20 protein-coding genes are annotated in these 19,814 nt (G+C 67.5%); 16 read left to right on the forward strand and 4 right to left on the reverse strand.

Annotated features, from left to right (window positions below):
* Positions 1–2: 2 nt before the first annotated feature.
* The gene (locus AZH51_RS10660) at positions 3–449 is read right to left on the reverse strand and encodes a hypothetical protein (RefSeq protein WP_291524041.1); all 447 of its coding nucleotides are present in this window, start codon (positions 447–449) and stop codon (positions 3–5) included.
* A 43-nt stretch (positions 450–492) separates the two neighbouring features.
* On the opposite strand from AZH51_RS10660, the gene AZH51_RS10665 reads away from it, so the two are divergent.
* Positions 493–867 carry a hypothetical protein gene (locus AZH51_RS10665; RefSeq protein ID WP_291524043.1) on the forward strand — a complete coding sequence of 125 codons (375 nt, stop codon included), beginning with the start codon at positions 493–495 and terminating at the stop codon, positions 865–867.
* Between the two features lie 25 nt (positions 868–892).
* Here the strand turns inward: AZH51_RS10665 and AZH51_RS10670 are convergent, their stop codons facing one another.
* A complete protein-coding gene (locus tag AZH51_RS10670; RefSeq protein WP_291524045.1) occupies positions 893–1,759 on the reverse strand; it encodes a PD-(D/E)XK nuclease family protein in 867 nt (288 codons plus the stop codon).
* A gap of 53 nt (positions 1,760–1,812) precedes the next feature.
* Here AZH51_RS10670 and AZH51_RS10675 point away from each other — a divergent pair, with 53 nt between their 5' ends.
* The 3 genes from AZH51_RS10675 (at position 1,813) to arc (ending at position 5,916) form a co-directional block, all read left to right on the forward strand.
* Positions 1,813–2,958: a site-2 protease family protein gene (locus tag AZH51_RS10675; protein WP_291524047.1), complete on the forward strand. Its 1,146-nt coding sequence runs from the start codon at positions 1,813–1,815 to the stop codon at positions 2,956–2,958.
* 125 nt (positions 2,959–3,083) lie between these two features.
* The gene (locus AZH51_RS10680) at positions 3,084–4,109 is read left to right on the forward strand and encodes a tRNA (adenine-N1)-methyltransferase (protein ID WP_291524049.1); all 1,026 of its coding nucleotides are present in this window, start codon (positions 3,084–3,086) and stop codon (positions 4,107–4,109) included.
* 64 nt (positions 4,110–4,173) lie between these two features.
* On the forward strand, positions 4,174–5,916 hold the full coding sequence (arc, locus tag AZH51_RS10685) for a proteasome ATPase (protein ID WP_291524051.1): 1,743 nt from the start codon (positions 4,174–4,176) through the stop codon (positions 5,914–5,916).
* A gap of 3 nt (positions 5,917–5,919) precedes the next feature.
* Here the strand turns inward: arc and AZH51_RS10690 are convergent, their stop codons facing one another.
* Positions 5,920–6,303, reverse strand: a complete 384-nt coding sequence (locus AZH51_RS10690) for a DUF3054 domain-containing protein (protein ID WP_291524053.1) — start codon at positions 6,301–6,303, stop codon at positions 5,920–5,922.
* A 102-nt stretch (positions 6,304–6,405) separates the two neighbouring features.
* Here AZH51_RS10690 and AZH51_RS10695 point away from each other — a divergent pair, with 102 nt between their 5' ends.
* From AZH51_RS10695 to AZH51_RS10740, 10 genes are all read left to right on the forward strand, one after another.
* On the forward strand, positions 6,406–7,059 hold the full coding sequence (locus tag AZH51_RS10695) for an SRPBCC family protein (protein WP_291524055.1): 654 nt from the start codon (positions 6,406–6,408) through the stop codon (positions 7,057–7,059).
* Positions 7,056–7,733, forward strand: a complete 678-nt coding sequence (locus AZH51_RS10700) for a DUF4166 domain-containing protein (protein WP_291524057.1) — start codon at positions 7,056–7,058, stop codon at positions 7,731–7,733. Before AZH51_RS10695 ends, AZH51_RS10700 begins: the two co-directional genes overlap by 4 nt.
* Positions 7,726–8,361 (forward strand): TetR/AcrR family transcriptional regulator, encoded by a 636-nt coding sequence (locus AZH51_RS10705; protein WP_291524059.1) that lies wholly within the window; start codon positions 7,726–7,728, stop codon positions 8,359–8,361. The genes AZH51_RS10700 and AZH51_RS10705 overlap by 8 nt, the downstream gene beginning before the upstream one ends.
* A gap of 28 nt (positions 8,362–8,389) precedes the next feature.
* On the forward strand, positions 8,390–9,925 hold the full coding sequence (dop, locus tag AZH51_RS10710; protein ID WP_291524060.1) for a depupylase/deamidase Dop: 1,536 nt from the start codon (positions 8,390–8,392) through the stop codon (positions 9,923–9,925).
* 87 nt (positions 9,926–10,012) lie between these two features.
* On the forward strand, positions 10,013–10,213 hold the full coding sequence (locus AZH51_RS10715) for a ubiquitin-like protein Pup (protein ID WP_109684590.1): 201 nt from the start codon (positions 10,013–10,015) through the stop codon (positions 10,211–10,213).
* Positions 10,210–11,043 (forward strand): proteasome subunit beta, encoded by an 834-nt coding sequence (gene prcB / locus AZH51_RS10720; RefSeq protein ID WP_291524064.1) that lies wholly within the window; start codon positions 10,210–10,212, stop codon positions 11,041–11,043. Before AZH51_RS10715 ends, prcB begins: the two co-directional genes overlap by 4 nt.
* Positions 11,040–11,810, forward strand: coding sequence for a proteasome subunit alpha (prcA, locus tag AZH51_RS10725; RefSeq protein ID WP_291524065.1), 771 nt, complete (start codon positions 11,040–11,042; stop codon positions 11,808–11,810). Before prcB ends, prcA begins: the two co-directional genes overlap by 4 nt.
* A 152-nt stretch (positions 11,811–11,962) precedes the next feature.
* A complete protein-coding gene (locus tag AZH51_RS10730) occupies positions 11,963–13,774 on the forward strand; it encodes an ABC transporter ATP-binding protein (protein WP_291524066.1) in 1,812 nt (603 codons plus the stop codon).
* Positions 13,771–15,618, forward strand: a complete 1,848-nt coding sequence (locus tag AZH51_RS10735; RefSeq protein ID WP_291524068.1) for an ABC transporter ATP-binding protein — start codon at positions 13,771–13,773, stop codon at positions 15,616–15,618. Before AZH51_RS10730 ends, AZH51_RS10735 begins: the two co-directional genes overlap by 4 nt.
* The gene (locus AZH51_RS10740) at positions 15,597–16,271 is read left to right on the forward strand and encodes a YigZ family protein (RefSeq protein ID WP_291524070.1); all 675 of its coding nucleotides are present in this window, start codon (positions 15,597–15,599) and stop codon (positions 16,269–16,271) included. The genes AZH51_RS10735 and AZH51_RS10740 overlap by 22 nt, the downstream gene beginning before the upstream one ends.
* On the opposite strand, the gene AZH51_RS10745 is transcribed toward AZH51_RS10740, so the two are convergent.
* The gene (locus tag AZH51_RS10745; RefSeq protein ID WP_291524072.1) at positions 16,272–17,255 is read right to left on the reverse strand and encodes an NAD-dependent epimerase/dehydratase family protein; all 984 of its coding nucleotides are present in this window, start codon (positions 17,253–17,255) and stop codon (positions 16,272–16,274) included. It abuts the gene before it with no gap.
* Positions 17,256–17,303: 48 nt separating this feature from the next.
* On the opposite strand from AZH51_RS10745, the gene pafA reads away from it, so the two are divergent.
* Positions 17,304–18,665 carry a Pup--protein ligase gene (pafA, locus tag AZH51_RS10750; protein WP_291524074.1) on the forward strand — a complete coding sequence of 454 codons (1,362 nt, stop codon included), beginning with the start codon at positions 17,304–17,306 and terminating at the stop codon, positions 18,663–18,665.
* A 66-nt stretch (positions 18,666–18,731) separates the two neighbouring features.
* Complete coding sequence (locus AZH51_RS10755) at positions 18,732–19,754, forward strand: FKBP-type peptidyl-prolyl cis-trans isomerase (RefSeq protein ID WP_291524076.1); 1,023 nt, start codon at positions 18,732–18,734, stop codon at positions 19,752–19,754.
* The last annotated feature ends 60 nt before the right edge of the window (positions 19,755–19,814 follow it).

Here is a 19,814-nt window from a genome sequence, read left to right on the forward strand (position 1 = left end):
GGTTACCGAGTCGGCGTAACGGTCACGGTCGCAACGTAATTGGTTGGCGGGCAGGTCGGTCCGTTCGGGATCTGCTTAGACGGCGTCACGGTGGCCGTGCTGGTCGGTCCGATACGCCCAGCGTCATCGGCGACGTCAACTGTCACGACAACCGGGCCCTTCGTGCCGACCGCGGTATCCCTGACGGCGATCGGGGCACCGGATTGTGCACTGTCGAACATGCACGCGCCGTTGATGCACACCGTGCCGACCCACGACGGTGGCGGTGGATAGGCGAAGGTGGGAGAGGTCGGAGTCGCTCCACTGACGGACACGACCACCCCCTGGTCCAGGGACGAGTAGTCCATGGGGCAGGACGAAACTTCCTCGTCGGATGAGCAACCGGACAAGAAGGCGACCGAGATCGCCAGAAGCGTGGCGCCAATGCCGCCCGTACCAGCCCTCGACATGTCCGCACCCTAGCGACAGCGCGGGCCTTTGTACCCTCGGCACATGCGCAGCATCGCGAACTACGACGCTGAGAAGTACGTCGACAATCCCGATTACGAGTCCATCGAGCCGGGCATCTACCTGCTCCAGGACGGCTCGGAGGAGTACGTGACGTCGTTGACCTTCGAGCAGGAGCCCGACCTGGGTGAAGGAGACAGCCCGGCGCGGATCTCGCAGTACCCGCTGGAAGATCTCCTCGACCGGTTCAATGTGTGGGTCTCGGACTTCTATCCCGACCTGAATTCATCCAGCGCTCGGACCTGCTACCAGGAGTTCGCCGCGGCCGACCTCGCCGACATCCAGGCGTTCCGGGAGATCATCGGCCGACACGTCTATCTGCGCAACGACGGCGCGGCGGTGCACCTTGTCATTGACTGAACGTCATCGGGGTAGCAGCGTCGCGTCAGTCCGGGTCGATAGCCCCGGTGATCGCCGGATCGGTCGCGCGCTCGATCGAATACTCCGGCAGCGGCGGGGGAGTGCCACCCCAAGCCGGGCACAACGCCTTGTGGTCACACCAGTCGCACAACCGCGACGGCCGCGGCCGCCAGTCACCGGTCGTCGCGGCGCGCTCGATCGCCCGCCACAGCGCCTTCACCTTGCGCTCGGTGGCCAGCAGATCCCATTCGGACGGCTGATAACGGACGATCTCCCCGTTGCCGAGATAGACCAGCTGCAGCATCGCCGGGATCACTCCGCGAGTGCGCCACCACACCAGCGCGTAGAACTTCATCTGGAACAGCGCCTTGCCCTCGAAAAACTCAGAGGGTGAGCGGCCCGTCTTGTAGTCCACGACCCGGACCTGGCCGCCGGGTGCGACATCCAGCCGATCGACGTACCCGCGCAGCGTCAACCCGTCCACGTCGGCCTCGACGTACAGCTCACGCGCCGCGGGCTCCAACCGGGTCGGGTCTTCCATCTCGAACCAGCGCTGCACCAACCGGAACGCATCGGCCAGCCAGTCGGCCAGACCGTCCTCGTCCACGAGGTCTCCCAGGTCCGGATTCTCCTGCACCAATCGTCGCCACTGGGGCTCGATCAGGTCGCGTGCGGTGTCCGGATCCCGTTGCCCCGCAGGCAGATCAAAGAGCCGCTCGAGTACGGCGTGCACAAGAGTCCCGCGCGAAGCCGCGGGACTGGGGGCCTCGGGCAAGCGGTCGACAACCCGGAACCGGTAGAGCAGCGGACACTGCATGAAGTCGCCCGCACGGCTCGGCGACAGAGCCGCACGACGCGGTGGAGCGGCCGTCTGGGTCACCGGAGAAGTCATAACCAGAACTGTAGGACGGGGGTCCGACAACCTTCCCGACTACGCTGGCCGGCATGGCGAATGCAGCGCAAAGTCCGGGTCTGCGGATCGGGTCCCTGCGTGGCGCACCGGTCTATATCGGCCGCAGCTGGCCGATCATCGCGATCATCATCATCTTCACCTTCGGGCCCCAGGTGACCTACCTGCGGCCCGACCTCGGCGCGGGCGGGTATCTGGTGGCTGCTGCCTTCGCGATCCTGCTGTTGCTGTCGGTGCTGGTCCACGAGGCCGCGCACGCGCTCGTGGCCCAGGCGCGGGGGATGGCCGTGCACCAGGTGGTCGCCGACGCGTGGGGTGGTCACACCAGCTTCGACCAGGACGACACCTCCCCGGCCACGGGTGCACTGGTCGCTGTCGTCGGGCCGCTCGCCAACGCCGTACTCGCCATCCTGGGCTGGCTCGTCCTGCAGATGCAGGGGGATGGCTCGGCCGTGACCCGGTTCGATCCGATCAGCGTGCCCACACTGTTGCTGTCGGCGTTCGTGTGGGCCAACGGGTTCGTGGCCATCTTCAACCTCTTGCCCGGCCTGCCGCTCGATGGTGGCTACCTCGTGTCGTCCCTGGTGTGGGCGGTGACCGGCAGCCGCTCGCGCGGTGCGGTCGTGGCCGGGTGGTGCGGACGCATCGTCGCGGTGTTGGCCGTCCTGTGGGCGATCGGCCTGCCGCTGATGCGCGGTCAGCAACCGTCGATGATCACCACGGTGTGGGCGATCATGATCGGCGGCTTCCTGTGGTTCGGCGCCGGCGCCGCGATCAACCGCGGCCAGGCCGCCCACGTCCTGGGCAAGGTGCAGGTGGGTCAACTGTTGCGACCGGTGTTCGTCGCCTCCGGCCCGACAGCACTGTCGAGCCTGCCGCAGAACGCGGACATCGTGGTGACCACCGCGGACGGAACGCCCTGGGGTGTCGTGCCTGCCGAGATCGCGACCCAGGTCCGCGCCAGCCAACCGGGGCTCGCGGTGGAGTCGGCCGCGTTGCGACAGCCCGAGCCGTGGGTGGCGCAGGTCGAGAATCCGCAGGCCGATGTGTCACAGCTGGTGCGCGTGTACCAGGCCGGCGGGGGAGCAGCGAGCTACCTACTGGTGGCGACCGGGTCTGGTCAGGTGCTGGGGATCGTACGCACCGAGGACCTACGGGTCGCGCTCAACGCGGTGGCCTGACCTTCAACGGGCGCGGATTGTGAGGACTGTGAGGTTCTTGAGGGCCAACGCGCCAAAGACGTCCTCAGGAACCTCGAAATCCTCAGAAACGTCGGCGCGCCCCGCCACGCATAGAATCTGCTGCGATGACTGATCAGCCCACCGGAGCCGACCGTCGCCGAGGCCCGTTCCGGGCGGGCGATCGTGTCCAGCTCACCGACGCCAAAGGCCGGATGCACACCATCGAGTTGGTGCCCGGCAAGCAGTTCCACACCCACCGTGGTCATATCAAGCACGATGACCTGATCGGCTCCACCGACGGCATCACCGTGCGCAACACCGCCGGTGTCGAATACCTCGCGATGCGGCCACTGCTGTCGGATTACGTGATGTCGATGCCGCGCGGCGCTGCTGTCGTCTATCCGAAGGACGCCGGGCAGATCATCACGATGGCTGACGTCTTCCCGGGTGCGGTGGTCGTCGAGGCCGGTGTGGGATCGGGCGCGCTCAGCATGTCGCTGCTGCGCGCGGTCGGCGATCAGGGCCGGGTGCTGTCCATCGAGCGCCGGGAGGATTTCGCGGACATCGCCAAGGCGAACGCGCGAGCGTTCTTCGGTGAGGACCACCCGGCCTGGGACGTGCGCATCGGTGACTTACAGGAGGAGCTGCCACTCGCCGTACCGGAAGGATCGGTTGACCGGGTCGTCCTGGACATGCTCGCGCCCTGGGAGTGCCTCGACGCGGTCGCCTACGCCCTGGCTCCCGGAGGGGTGCTGATCTGTTACGTGGCCACCGCGACCCAGCTGTCCCGGGTTGCGGAGGACATCCGGCTGCACGGCGGGTTCAGCGAACCGGCCGCCTGGGAGTCGATGGTGCGCGACTGGCACCTGGAGGGCCTGGCCGTCCGCCCGGCGCACCGGATGCACGGGCACACCGGCTTCCTGATCACGACGCGCCGACTGGCTCCGGGAGTGACCCCGCCGCGGCGCACGCGCCGACCAGCCAAGGGGTCGTACGACGAGACGCAGGTCCCGGGGGATGAGACGTCCGAGGACGATGTGATCAAGGACACATCCGGGTGGGACAGTGCGGACTTTGGCGAAAGACCCGTGTCGGAGAAGAAGATTCGGCGCTTACGGAGGGCAATCAGCGCGCCACCCGACGAAAACTGATCTTCGCGGGTTAGGGTCGGTTGGCATCACTTGGACGCGCTCCGGCGCGGCAGAGGAGGCCACGATGACCGAGCACTTCACGCCCCACGGTTCTTCCGATGAGGAGTCCGTCGCCCGCCTGCAATCCGAGGTGGCCGCGCTCCGCGACCGCCTTGCCACGGCACCGGGTAGCAGCCGCGCGCGGGAACTCGAACAGCAGATCCTCCAACTCCAGTCCTCCGTCGGCACGCTGTCGGCGCAGAACGAACGCCTTGCCCGCACCCTCAAGGAAGCGCGCGAGCAGATTGTCAATCTGAAGTCCGAGGTCGACCGGCTCGCGCAGCCGCCGGCGACCTTCGGAGTCGTGCTGACCGTGCACGACGACGGCACCGCCGACATCCTCAACTCCGGCCGCAAGATGCGGGTTGCGGTGAGCCCCTCGGTCGAGGGCGAGCAGATGGTGCCCGGCCGTGAGGTCATGCTCAACGAGGCCCTGAACGTCGTGGCGGCCGTCGGCTTCGAGAACATCGGCGAACTGGTCCAGGTCAAGGAACTGCTGGGCGAGGACCGCATCCTGGTGGTCGCCCACGGCGACGAGGAGCGGATCTGCCGTCGCGCGGCGTCGCTGGTCGATGAGGCCGTCCGCGTGGGCGACTCGCTGTTGCTGGACACCCGCAGTGGTTTCGTCTTCGAGCGCATCCCGAAGGCGGAGGTCGCCGACCTGGTCCTGGAGGAAGTGCCGGACATCCGGTACGAGGACATCGGTGGGCTGTCCGGGCAGATCGAAGCGATCCGCGACGCCGTGGAGTTGCCCTACCTGCACGCCGACCTGTTCCGTGAGCACGCGCTGCGCCCGCCCAAGGGTGTCCTGCTCTACGGCCCACCCGGCTGTGGCAAGACGCTGATCGCCAAGGCGGTCGCTGCGTCGCTGGCGCGCAAGGTCGCCGAGATCACCGGCCGCGAGCAGACCAAGAGTTACTTCCTGAACATCAAGGGACCTGAGCTGCTCAACAAGTACGTCGGTGAGACCGAGCGGCACATCCGGTTGATCTTCCAGCGCGCCCGGGAGGCGGCCTCCGACGGCACTCCCGTGGTGGTGTTCTTCGACGAGATGGAGTCGCTGTTCCGCACCCGTGGATCCGGTGTCTCCTCCGACGTCGAGACGACGATCGTGCCGCAGCTGCTGGCCGAGATCGACGGTGTGGAGCGCCTGGAGAACGTCATCGTCATCGGTGCCTCCAACCGTGAGGACATGATCGACCCGGCCATCCTGCGACCCGGCCGTCTCGATGTGAAGATCAAGATCGAGCGCCCGGATGCCGAGAGCGCCCGGGAGATCTTCAGCAAGTACCTCGAGGCGGGGCTGCCGCTGCACGCCGACGACCTGGCCGAGAACGACGGTGACGCGCAGGCCACGGTGGACGGCATGATCCAGGCGACGGTCGAGCGGATGTACGCCGAGATCGACGAGAACCGCTTCCTGGAGGTCACCTACGCCAGTGGTGACAAGGAGATCCTCTACTTCAAGGACTTCAACTCCGGCGCGATGATCCAGAACATCGTCGACCGGGCCAAGAAGATGGCGATCAAGGACCAGTTGACCATCGGCGCCAAGGGCATCCGGGTGGAACACCTGTTGCGCTCCTGCGTCGATGAGTTCAAGGAGAACGAGGACCTGCCCAACACGACCAACCCCGATGACTGGGCGCGGATCTCGGGCAAGAAGGGCGAGCGGATCGTCTACATCCGCACGCTGATCGACGGCAAGAACGGCGACAACCCCGGTCGCTCGATCGACTCCGTCGGTAGCACCGGGCAGTACCTCTGAGCCTCAGCTAGTGGCGTGGCGCCGCCGGGCGATGAACCCGGCGGCCCACCGCCAGCCGAGCAGGAACACCGCGAGCACGATGCTTGCGACGATGATGAACGACACGGCGATCCCGCGACCGGTGACGACCCGCAGCACCATGCCCAGGAAGACGGTCGCGAACCACACGGTCACGCCCGCGTTCACGCTCAACGGTGCCGATCGGCGTACGGCGAGGCTCACCACCCAGCCCAGCACCAGACCCGCCAGGAACGGCCCGGCGGTCGTGAGCACACCTGCCGCGGCACCGGACTCGTCGTGGGACCTGCGGCCGATGGCCGCGAACAACAGCACGAGCAGGGCATCGAGCACGAACGCGCCGACGGCGCGCAGGGCGGGGCTGGTCACGCCGCCCAGTATCGCCTGAGCAGTCCTCTTTCTCGGATTTGAGCACGTGCTCAAGGTGGCTGGTAGCCTTTTGAGCAGTCGCTTAAAAGGACGGAGGACATCATGCAGGGCTCAGCAGTTCGGCCACGCACCGGGATTGACGTCGGCGCGGAACTCAACTCCAGCCTTGAACGCGTGTGGGCGTTGACCCAGGATCCGAGCAAGCACGCCCGCTGGGACGTCAGGTTCGGGCGCATCACGCCGACGGGGGCCGGGACGTTCTGCTACCGCCGCTTCGGAGTGGGCGGCACCGGCGAGCACTCCGGTGACCGCCGGGCGACTGATGGGTCGGCGACCTCGGCGCTGCGGTTCGCGTGTGCCCATCCGTTGTCTCCCATCGAGGAGGGTTCCGGCTACTGGCGATACACGCCTCGCGAGGACGGGGGAGTGACCTTCGCGACCTGGTACGACTATCGGTCGCGGTACCCCAGGATCGACCGGTTCTTCCGACCCCTGATGGCCCGGGGCACCGCGTGGTCGTTCGACCGTCTGCGGCTGTGGGCGGACCGCAGCGTGCCACCAGAACTCAGTGCAAGCATCGCGCTGGCAGACGCGGCGATACGAGCCGGCGTCGTGATTGCAGCGACGCTGATGACGGACGGGCCGGTCGGGTTGCTCGCGGCGGGCGTGCTCACGATCCTGGCGCTCCGACTGCCGCCGCTGCCGTGGGCCCCGTCGGCGCGCCGGACGAGCTGGAGCGTGGGGTCAGTGCGATGACCTCGATCTTCGCGCGGGCGCTCGGCTCAGACTTCTACAACCTGCATCCGCGCATGCAGGAGCGGTTCGGTCTGGACGTCGCCGGCGGCCGGGCCTGTATCGGTCGAGGCACGATGGATCGCATCTGGCGCGGACACGCCGTCGTCGCACCTTTCCTACGGTTGGGTGCCCAGCGGAACCTACTGTTTCCCGAGACCGGTGTCGGTGTGCCGTTCACGATCGAGAACTATCCCTATCTGGACGGTTACGGCCGCGAAACGGTGACCTTCGTGCGTACCTTCGAGGTCGGTCAGGGTCGCCGTCGCCGGTTCGACGCAACGATGGTGTTCGACCCGACCCGCCAAAAGGTCGTCGACTACCTGGGCACCCACCAGCACATCGCCGCAGACCTGGAGATCACCGTCGATGAGCGCGGTGGCTTGCGCATCGACTCCGACGTGATGCGACTGCACGAGGGCGTGCTGAGCGGCACCATGCCCTCGTGGATCAGCGGTCGGGCCACGGTGCGCGAGCACTGGGATGAGCAGGCGGCGTGCTTCCGGATCCAGGTCGAGGTGCACCACCGGATACTCGGCCCGGTATTCGGCTACCACGGCCGGTTCACCGCCAGCTATGTCGATGCGCAGCACGTACCGGCCGCGGTCCAGCCCTACCGGGAGGAGATCCGTGTCTGACACCCGCGCAGCAGCGACGAAGCAGGCTCTCGTCGACGCGACCATGCGCGTGATCCGCGAGCAGGGAATCTCAGCCGTATCCACCCGGACGATCTCCGCAGCCGGCGGGGTCAATCAGGCGTTGATCTTCTACCACTTCGGAAGCGTGGACGGCCTGGTCGCGGCTGCGTGCCTGGACTCCACAGCGCAACGCGTGGCGCTGATGCGACCAGAGCTCGACGCCGTCTCCACCTTCACCGAACTCGTCGAGGTCGCCGGTCGGTTGCACCGGCAGGAACGCGAGGTCGGCAACGTGACCGTCCTGGCGCAGGTACTTGCCGGATCGCACGGCAACCCCGCGCTCGCCGAAGCGACCGGCGCTGCACTCGGGCTGTGGAATGACCAGGTGCGTACGACGCTGACCCGGTTGCTGCGCGACTCGCCGCTGAGCGACGTACTCGATGCTGGCGCCCTCACGGACCTGGTGAGCGCAACCTTTATCGGACTGGAGCTCACAGAGCCGACGCGCGCGGACTCCGCGACGCTCGAGCAGGCGCTGGCCGGAGTCAGCCGGCTCGCCGCCACGCTCGACGGCCTCGGTCCCGTTGCGCGCCGCGCTCTACGGTCTGCGCTACGCGCCTCCCGCTGAGCGAATGCCGAGGTGGGAGACTGAGGTCATGACCGTACGCCGCGTGATGGGTATCGAGACCGAGTACGGCATCTCGGTGCCCGGCAACCCGACTGCCAACCCGATGGTCCTGTCCGGGCGGGTGGTCACGGCGTACGCCACGGACCAGGGCATGCGGGCGGCGCGCGCGGGCTGGGACTACGAGGACGAAGCCCCGCTGCGCGACGCGCGCGGATTCGAGATCTCCCGGGTGCACGCCGATCCCAGCCAGCTGACCGACGAGGAAGACCCGACCCTCGCCAACGTCGTGCTCACCAACGGCGCCCGGTTGTACGTCGACCATGCGCACCCGGAGTACAGCTCACCGGAGGTCACCACGCCACGCGCGGCCGTGGCCTACGACCGGGCCGGCGAGGTCGTCATGGCCCGTGCGGTGCGGTTGCTGTCCGCGCCCGGCACCCCCGGGGTCAACCTCTACAAGAACAACACCGACGGCAAGGGCGCCAGCTACGGCACTCACGAGAACTACCTGATGAGCCGCACCACACCGTTCGCCGACATCGTCAAACACTTGATCCCGTTCTTCGTGGTGCGGCAGGTCATGTGCGGTTCCGGCCGGGTCGGCATCGGGGTCGAGTCGGGCAAGCCCGGCTTCCAGTTGGCGCAGCGCTCGGACTTCTTCGAGGTCGAGGTCGGCCTGGAGACCACCCTGAAGCGGCCGATCATCAACACCCGCGACGAACCGCACGCGACGACCGAGAAGTACCGCCGGTTGCACGTGATCCTGGGCGACGCGAACCACTGCGACGTGGCGAACCTGCTGAAGATGGGCACCACCTCGCTGGTGCTGGCGTTGATCGAGGCGGGGGCGATCACCGAGGACCTGACCGTCGACAAACCCGTGGCGACGCTCCAGGCGATCTCGCACGACCCGACCCTGCAGACAAAGGTGTCCCTGGCCGGTGGTCGGCAGATGACCGCCCTCCAACTGCTCTGGCGCTATCACGAGCTCGTCGCCGACTGGTTGGACACAACGTACGGCTCCGACGTGGACGAGGACACCGCTGAGGTGATGCGGCACTGGGAGCAGGTGCTGACCACGCTCGAGCGGGACCCGATGGACGCCGCCCGGCAGGTGGACTGGGTCGCGAAACTGGCCACGCTGGAGGGCTATCGGGCTCGCGACGGCCTGGACTGGGGCAACCCGAAGCTGCGCCAGATCGACATCCAGTGGTCCGACGTACGTCCCGACAAGGGACTTTTCCACCGGTTGGCCGCCGCCGGACGGTTCGATGAGTTGGTCAGCGCGGAAGACGTCCAGCACGCGGTCACCGCGCCCCCCTCGGACACCCGCGCCTACTTCCGCGGCATGTGCCTGACCAAGTTTCCGCGCGAGGTGGCCGCCGCGTCCTGGGACTCGGTCATCTTCGACATTCCCGGCCAGAGCAGCCTGCAACGGGTGCCGACCCTGGAACCGGAACGCGGCACGCGCGCGCACGTCGGCCAGTTGCTCGAGGAGTCGGCGACCGCGCAGGATCTGCTGCGGTCCCTGGAAGCGCTGCCGCCCACCGACACCGGGCGATGACCACGCGGGGGTAAAAGCCGCGATCCTGTCGGTCCCACGACATAGGGTGGGCACCACGACGTCCCACCTCCCGAAAGGGGCCTAACGATGCCCAGCCAGGAGCACAAGAGCACACAGCGCCGCGACGGCGATCCGGCCGACGACGCACCGGAGCCCACCCCCGTCGCCCAGGCCAACAAGGCCGAACTGGACGCCGACATCGACGACGTCCTGGATGAGATCGACAGCGTCCTGGAGAGCAACGCCGAGGAATTCGTGCGTGGCTTCGTCCAGAAGGGCGGCCAGTGAGCGCTGGAGACGTCCGCGATGATGGCCGGCTGCCGCTGGAGTTCACCCGCACCGGGTCGTCGTCGTTCAGTGAGTTCCTGTCCCATTACGCACCGCAGCTGATGCCCTCGGCCCGCACGTTGCCACCGGGCACCACGCTGGAGGCACCGCACGGCACGACGATCGTCGCGGTCACCTTCGACGGTGGCGTGCTCATCGCCGGTGACCGACGCGCCACGATGGGCAACCTGATCGCCAACCACGACATGACCAAGGTGTACGCCGCGGACGAGTACTCCGCGGTGGGCATCGCGGGGACGGCGGGTGTCGCAATCGAACTCGTGCGGTTGTTCCAGGTCGAGTTGGAGCACTACGAGAAGATCGAGGGCGCCCTGTTGTCCCTCGACGGCAAGGCCAACCGGTTGGCCTCGATGATCCGGGGCAACCTGGGCATGGCCATGCAGGGCCTGTCCGTGGTGCCGTTGTTCGCCGGGTTCGACCTGGACACCTCGGTCGGGCGGATCTTCTCCTACGACGTGACCGGGGGTTGCTATGAGGAGCACGACCATCACAGCGTGGGGTCCGGCTCGTTGTTCGCCCGGGGCGCGCTGAAGAAGCTGTGGCGCCCAGGTCTGGACGAGGCCGACGCCGTACGGGTGACGGTCGAAGCGCTGTACGACGCGGCGGACGATGACTCCGCGACCGGCGGTCCCGATCTGGGTCGGCGGATTTTCCCGACCCTGGCGGTGCTCGACCTGAACGGCGTGCGGTTCCTGACGACCGATCAACTCGAGTCGGTGGTCGAGGACGTTGTGGGCGCCCGCCGCGCGCAGGGAGGTGGTGGCGCATGAGCATGCCGTTCTACGTCTCGCCCGAGCAGTTGATGAAGGACCGGGCTGACTTCGCGCGCAAGGGAATTGCCCGTGGCCGGTCCGTGGTCGTCGTCGCGTACGACGGGGGAATCGCCTTCGTCGCGGAGAACCCGAGCCGCGCGCTGCACAAGATCAGCGAGATCTACGACCGGATCGCCTTCGCGGCAGTGGGTCGCTACAACGAGTTCGAGAACCTTCGGGTCGCCGGAGTGCGGTACGCCGACATGCGCGGCTACTCCTACGACCGCGCCGATGTCACCGCGCGTGGCCTGGCGAATGCCTACGCGCAGACCCTTGGCGCCGTGTTCACCCAGGAGTCCAAACCGTACGAGATCGAACTCGTCGTCGCCGAGGTCGGTCGGACCGCGGAAGCGGACCAGATCTACCGGTTGACCTACGACGGTTCGGTCAGCGACGAGCGCGGCTTCGTCGCGATGGGCGGGGCTGCCGAGCGGATCGGTACCGGTCTGGAGCAGGAGTGGAGCAGCGGGCAGGACCTGGGGTCGGTGTTGCGCCTCACCGTGCGACTGCTGGGTGGCGACGACGAGAACGGCTCCCCGCGGGTGCTCGGCGCAGACCAACTGGAGGTCGCCGTACTCGATCGGCATCGCGAGCGGCGGTTGTTCCGCCGGTTGACCGGGCCGTTGCTGGAGGCGCTGCTCAACCCCGCGGACCCGACGCACGACGTGCCCGCGACCGATGAACCCCACGCCGGCTCCCGCGACACCCTCAGCGAACCGGAGTAGCCACGGGTCACACCCGGCGGGGCCGCACGGCGTTTCGAGGCTGTCGGTGCCGCAGGGCATAATGGCCAAGTAGTTAGCCAGGCAAAGAAGTTGCCCGGCGGCTCATCACCCTCCGCACGATCTGCTGGGGGAGAAGTGGGGGCTGCTCGCCGATGCCGGATCACCAACCCGCGGTCGCACCACCGCCCGCCACGCCGCACACGTGGAGCGCTCTGGTCCGCCTCCTGCCCTACCTGCGTCCCTACCGGGCCCGCTGGATCACCATGTTCACCGCGGCGATCCTCAGCCTCGTGGCGACCATCGGAATCCCGCTGGTCACCAAAGCGGTGATCGATGGCCCGATCGCGCACAAGGACCGGCACGGTCTGTGGGTGCTTGGCAGCGGGGCCCTGGCGTTCGGGATCCTGGAGGCGACTTTGTGGTTCGTCCGCCGGTGGCTGGTGTCCCGCGCGACGCTGGGTGCTGAGACGGGTATCCGCAAGGATCTCTACGCCCGGCTGCAGGTGCTGCCGATGTCCTTCCACAGCCAGTGGCAGTCCGGGCAGTTGCTGTCGCGGATGATGAATGACCTGGCCACGGTGCGCCGACTGCTCGGCTTCGGGTTCACCTTCCTGGTGCTCAACGTCATCCAGATCATCGTGGTCAGCGGCATCCTGTTGGCGATGTACTGGCCGCTCGGGGTCCTGGTCATTGTCAGCGTCGTGCCCATCGTGGCCGTCATCTGGCACTTCCAACGCGAGTTCATCCGGCTGTCACGGGCCGCGCAGGACCAGGCCGGCCACGTGGCCACCACCGTCGAGGAAGCAGCACTCGGCAACCGGGTGATCAAGTCCTTCGGCCGCGAGGAGCACATCTTCGAACGCTTCGACGACCGCGCTACGGAGCTCTACGGCATCCAGTTGGAGAAGGTGAAGCTCCAGGCGAAGTTCTGGACGCTGCTGGAGGTCATTCCCACCCTCAGCCTGATCGCGGTGCTCGGTCTTGGCGCGGCGGCCGCCGGTCAGCACCGGCTGACGCTGGGCACCCTGGTCGCCTTCATCACCCTGATGCTGTCCCTGGTGTGGCCGATCTCCTCGCTGGGCTTCCTGCTGTCGATGGCGCAGGAGGCGATGACCGCCTCGACCCGCATCGTGGAGATCTTCGATGCCCCGATGGACATCACCGACGGCACCTCAGGTCACCAACCGCGCACCGGACATCTGGAACTGGTCGATATCGGCTTCCGCTTCGACGACACACCACCGGATGGGGAATGGGCCTTGCGGCACGTCAATCTCGACGTGGCGCCAGGGGAGACAGTTGCCCTGGTGGGTTCGACCGGATCAGGGAAATCCATTCTCACAGCGTTGATTCCGCGGCTGCACGACGTCAGTGAGGGTTCGATCCGCATCGACGGCGTGGACATCCGCGAGATGAGTCTGCCCGACCTGCGCAGCACGGTGGCGACTGCGTTCGAGGACCCCACGTTGTTCTCGATGTCGGTGCTGGAGAACCTCACCCTGGGTAATCCGGGGGCCGATCCGGACCATGTCCAGGAGGCCATCGAGGTGGCCCAGGCACACTTCGTGCACGACCTGCCCTACGGCCTGGACACCCGCATCGGCGAACAGGGGATGAGCCTGTCCGGCGGGCAGCGCCAGCGACTGTCCCTGGCCCGCGCCGTCCTGACCCGACCCCGGGTGCTGGTGCTGGATGACACGTTGTCCGCACTCGACGTACACACCGAGGCCAAGGTGGAGGAGGCGCTGGGCCGGGTGCTGCACGACGTCACCGGCATCGTGGTCGCCCACCGGGCCTCCACCGTGCTGTTGGCGGACAAGGTCGCCCTGCTCGAACGAGGCACCATCACCCACGTAGGCACGCACAGCGAGTTGCTCGCGAACGTTCCGGCCTACCGGTATCTGCTCAGCGCGGAGATGGACCAGGACGAAGATCGCGAAGAGTTCGCGGAGGTGTTGTCGTGACGACGACCGCGAGCGACGCGCCCGCCACCGATCCGAGCTGGCGCGGACGCTTCGAGGAGCGCCCCGACCAGACCCCGATCGACGAGAGCATTCCCCGCGGGCGTGAAGCGCGCGAACTGCTGTGGTCGCTACTACGGCCCTACCGGTGGATGATCCTGGTCCTCGCGCTGGTCGTGGTCGTGGAGAACGCCGCCCGGTTGTCGGTGCCGATCCTGGTCCAGCGCGGCATCGACCATGGCGTGCCGCCCCTGCTGCGGGACGGCAGCGCCGGGCCGCTGCTGCAGGTCGTGGTCGCGCTGTGCGTCGTCGTGACGATCCAGGCGATCACCCGGATGTTCTTCCTGCGGCGCTCGGGATTCATCGGCCAGAACGCGCTGCTCGACCTGCGCCGTCGGGTCTTCCGGCACTTCCAGGCGCTCGACGTCGCCTTCCACGACCGCTACACCTCCGGCCGGGTGGTGTCCCGCTCGACCAATGACGTCGAAGCCATCCAGGAGATGCTGGAGAACGGCTTCGATGGGTTGATCACCGCGGTGCTCACCCTCTTCGGCACCGCCGCACTGCTGATCGTGCTGGACGTGAAGCTGGGTCTGATGTGCCTGATCAGCTTCCCGTTCCTGGTCGTGCTCGCAATGTGGTTCCGCCGTGAGTCCGCGATTACCTACCGTGGCGTGCGGGAGAACGCGGCCCTGGTCATCGTGCAGTTCGTCGAAACCATGACCGGGATCCAGGCGGTGCAGGCCTACCGTCGCCAGGCCCGCAACCAGGAGATCTTCGACGACGTCGCCGACCGCTACCGGGTGGTGAACGAGCGCACCTTCCGCCTGGTCGCCATCTTCATGCCGGCGGTCAAACTGGTCGGCAACCTCACCACCGGAATGGTGCTGCTCTACGGCGGTTACCGGGTGCTCGAGGGCGACATGACCATCGGTGTCCTGACCGCGTTCCTGCTCTACCTGCGGATGTTCTTCGAACCCATGCAGGAGATCACGCAGTTCTACAACACCTTCCAGTCCGCGTCGTCGGCGCTGGAGAAGCTGGCCGGTGTGCTCGCCGAGGTGCCCGCCATCCAGAACCCCGCGGAGCCGGTCCGGCCCGAAAAGGTCCGCGGCGCAGTTGATTTCGACCACGTGAAGTTCGAGTACGTCGAGGGGCGGCCGGTCCTGCCCGGCCTGGAGCTGCACATCCCGGCCGGCCAGACCGTCGCTCTGGTGGGCACCACTGGTGCGGGCAAGACCACCATCGCCAAACTCATGGCCCGCTTCTATGACCCCACCGATGGCACCGTCCGGCTCGACGGTGTGGATCTGCGGGATATGGCGCAGGAAGAACTGCGCCAGCACGTGGTGATGGTGACCCAGGAGAACTTCCAGTTCGAGGGCAGCATCGCCGACAACATCCGGTTCGGGCGACCCGGAGCCAGCGATGAGCAGGTGCGCGCTGCCGCCGAGGCGGTCGGCGCCGATCGCTTCATCAACGAACTACCGGAGGGTTACAACACCAACGTGGCCAAACGGGGTGGGCGCCTGTCCGCCGGTCAGCGGCAACTGGTGGCGTTCGCGCGCGCCTTCCTCGCCGACCCCGCTGTGTTGATCCTGGACGAAGCCACCTCCTCCCTGGACATCCCCAGCGAACGGCTCGTGCAACGCGCGCTGGAGACCGTCCTGGCCGATCGGACGGCGCTGATCATCGCCCACCGGCTCTCGACCGTCGAGGTCGCCGACCGGGTCCTGGTGCTCGAGCACGGCCGGATCCTGCAGGACGGGTCCCCGGCCCAGTTGGTCGCCAGCGGTGAGGGGGAGTACGCCGCGCTGCACGATGCATGGGTATCCTCGCTGGCCTGATGGCCGGCTACCTGACCCTTCCGGCGGGGCGTGACCTCACCGCCGAGACCGAGGTACGCCGCTCGCGGTTCCTCGCGCAGGTCACCCGGGTGGGGGACGAGTCGGGCGCCCGGGCAGTCATCGCCAGCCGCCGCTCGGCGTACCCGGATGCGCGGCACCATTGCAGCGCGTTCGTCCTCGGGCCCGATCCGCGCACCGAGCGCAGCAACGACGACGGGGAACCCTCCGGCACCGCCGGCGCACCCATGCTGCAGGTGCTGCGCAGCGCCGGGCTGTCAGACGTCGTCGCCGTGGTCACGCGGTACTTCGGCGGCACGCTGCTCGGCACCGGTGGACTCGCCCGCGCGTACGCCGACGCGGTGCAGGCCGCCCTGGACGGCGATGGTCAGCGGGTGCGCCGCGAGCCGGTGGAACTCTTCGACCTGGCGGTGCCGCACGCGGAGGCCGGTCGGGTCGAGGCGGGACTTCGTGCGGCGGCGCTGGACCGGCCGGATCTGCAGGTGCTGGGCACCAGTTATCGCGACGACGCGGTCCTGCACCTGGCCGCCGGTCCGATCAGCGCTCGGCACCTGCCGGAACTAATCGCCGGGCTCACCGCCGGCGCACACGCAGCGGTGCCGACCGGCCGGGACTGGATCGACGTACCGGTGTGATCACGCGACCGCGGCGCTGATCAGCTCACGTTCGTCATCGGGGGACAGGCCGGCGCGGCGGACGCGCCCCGGCCCGGTCCGCAGTTCCCAGGCCAGCTCGTCGGTGACGGTCTGCTCCAACGGCCGGGTAGTCAGGCCCGCTTCGACGGCCCGCTCACAGCGCCGCCCGAGCATGCCGGCGTACTCCTGCGGTAGCCAGATCGGCAGTGACCGTGGCCCGGACCAGGGGTTGACGTCGTGCGCTTCGAGCCACCCGGGTGCGGCAGGAACGACCGGGCCGGAGTGTCCGACGACCGATCGGACGCTCGCCAGATACTCCGCGAACGGGATGGACTGACCGGCCGCGTCGAAGATGCCGGAGGTCGCAGCGTCGGCCGCCGCGACCAGCCAGTCCGCCAGGTCACGCACGTCGATCCACTGCACCGGTTGGTCCGGCGCATCGGGGACCAGCACGGCACCGTCGTCGGTGGCGGGATGGGCGAACCGCAGCGGCCAGTAGCCCGTGCGGTCGGTGCTGTCACCGGGACCGGCGATCAGTCCGCTGCGAGCGATGAAACAACGGTCGGCACCCAGCCGCCCGCGAACCAGCTCCTCGCAGCGGACTTTCGCCTCGCCGTACTGCTCATCGGTGTAGTCACCCACCGACGCGGGCAGCAGCGCGGCGTGTTCGTCGGTAGCCGGGTGGGATTGATCGGCGTACACCGAACACGACGACACGAACAGCCAATGACCCACCTGATCGCTGAGCGCGTCGAGCGCAGTCGTGACCAGTGCGGGATCGCGGGCCACGTCGATGACGGCATCGAACCGGCCCTGCGGATAGGCCTCGACCCGGGCGCGGTCGCCGCGGACGAACCGGACACCGGGCGGCGGTGGCCCCGACTGACCACGGGCCATGACCGTCACCGTGTGGCCGTGATCGACGGCGGTGCGCACCACCTGTGAGCCGAGCCACGCCGTACCGCCCAACACCAACAGGTCCATCCCGCCAGCCAACCAGGCAGGAGGGCCCTGCGCGACTACTGTTGGTGCATGGACCGTCGGATCTTCGGGATCGAGAACGAGTACGGCGTGACGTGCACCTTCGAGGGGCAGCGTCGGCTCACGCCGGACGAGGTCGCGCGCTATCTCTTCCGCAAGGTCGTCTCCTGGGGGCGGTCGAGCAACGTCTTCCTGTCCAACGGTTCGCGGCTCTACCTGGACGTGGGCAGCCACCCCGAGTACGCAACGCCCGAATGTGATGACGTGCGCGAAGCGGTCATCCACGACAAGGCCGGTGAGCGCATCGTCGAGGGCCTGGTCGAGGACGCGCAGTTGCGCCTCGCCGAGGAAGGTATCGAGGGGCAGATCTACGTCTTCAAGAACAACACCGACTCGGCGGGCAACTCCTACGGCTGCCACGAGAACTACCTGGTGGGCCGCCAGGGGGAGTTCCAGCGGATCTCCGACCACCTGATCCCGTTCCTGGTGAGCCGTCAGATCACCTGTGGCGCAGGCAAGATCGCATTGCTGGGCCACCGCCCGACGTACTGCGTCAGCCAACGTGCCGACCACATCTGGGAAGGCGTGTCGAGCGCCACGACGCGGTCACGGCCGATCATCAACACCCGCGACGAACCGCACGCGGACGCCGAACGCTATCGCCGGCTGCACGTCATCGTGGGTGACAGCAACATGAGCGAGACCACGACGATGCTCAAACTGGGTTCGGCGGACCTCGTGCTGCGGATGATCGAGGAAGGCGTTGCGCTGCGCGACCTCAGCCTGGAGAACCCGATCCGCGCGATCCGCGACATCAGCCATGACATCACCGGTCGCACCGAGGTCCGGCTGGCCAACGGCAAGGAGATGTCGGCGCTGCAGATCCAGGGTGAGTACTTCGAGCGCGCCAAGGCGTTCGTGGACCAGCACGGGCTGGTCGACGCCCAGACCAAACGGGTCATGGACCTGTGGGAACGCACCCTGCACGCCGTCGACACCGGGGATCTGAGCCTGGTCGACACCGAGATCGACTGGGTCATCAAGCACACCTTGCTGGACAGGTACTCCACCAAGCACGGGTTGTCGCTGGACGATCCGCGCATGTTGCAACTGGACCTGACCTATCACGACATCAACCGCCGCCGCGGACTGTTCTACCTGCTGCAGCGCAGCGGGCGGGCGGCCCGGGTCAGCACCGACGTCGAGGTGTTCGAGGCCAAGACGCGACCGCCCCAGACCACCCGGGCCAAGCTGCGCGGGGACTTCATCCGCGCTGCGCAGGCCGGTCGGCGCGACTTCACTGTCGACTGGGTGCACCTGAAGCTGAACGACCAGGCGCAGCGCACGGTCCTGGTCAAGGATCCGTTCGTCGCGGTGGACGCCCGGGTGCAGCGCCTGATCGACGGGATGTGAAGCGCTCCTAACTCGCCGGGTTATGGTGAGCCGACCATTCCCCGTTCAACATTGAGGTTTGCATTCGTGCGCCGCACTCTGCGCCTGGCCGCCGCCGGCACCCTGCCCCTGCTCCTGCTCACCGCCTGCGGGAGCGACAGTTCCACCTCGTCGGCAAGCGGTTCCAAGGCCTCTTCGACCGCGACCTGCACGGCGCCGCCGACCGCGTCCGCCGCTGAGGTGTCCAGCCTGTCGACGGTCACCGTCGACGCGAAGGACGCCAAGAAGCCGGCCGTGACACTGGCCAAGAAGCCGTTCAAGGTGGCCAAGACCGAGACCAACGTCATCAAAGCCGGCACCGGTGCGACCCTGACCAACAAGGACCTGGCAACGGTCAACTACACCCTGGTCAACGGCACCTCCGGCAAGGAAGCCGCCAACACCTTCGCCACCAAGCCCGTGGTCTTCGACCTGACCGACACCACCTTGGTGAAGGGGTTGTCCAAGGCTCTGATCGGTCAGAAGGTCGGCAGCACGCTGACGATCGCCGTACCCCCGGCTGAGGCGTTCGGCTGCGACGGTCAGAAGAGCCTGGGCATCACCGAGAACGACACGATGGTCTTCTACATGGACGTCATCAGCGCCACGCAGCCGCTGACTGAGGCGACCGGCACCCCGGTGGCCCCGAAGGCAGGTCTGCCCACCGTGAGCGTCCCTGCCGGAAAGGGCAAGGAAGCCACGATCACCATGCCCAACGCCAACCCGCCCAAGACGCTGGTCAGCCAGGATCTGATCACCGGCAAGGGTGCCAAGGTGGCCGAGGGTGACACGGTCATGGTCAGCTACACCGGCGTGATCTGGGCCAACGGCAAGAAGGGCACCGCGTTCGACTCGACCGCCAAGCAGGGTGGACAGCCGACGACCTTCCAGCTGGTCCCCGGTCAGCTGATCAGTGGCTGGGTCAAGGGTCTGGAAGGTAAGACCGTCGGCAGCCGCGTGCTGCTGGTCGTGCCCCCGGCCGACGGCTACGGCACCGCCGGCAACACGCAGGCCAGCATCAAGGGCACCGACACCCTGGTGTTCGTGGTCGACATCCTCGCGATCACCTGAGCCGTCCCCTGAGGCATCACCTGAGCCTGAGCCCACCCGTCACCACGTAAGGAGTAACGC

This window comes from Branchiibius sp. NY16-3462-2 (assembly GCF_001594145.1).
Taxonomy (GTDB): Bacteria; Actinomycetota; Actinomycetes; order Actinomycetales; family Dermatophilaceae; genus Branchiibius.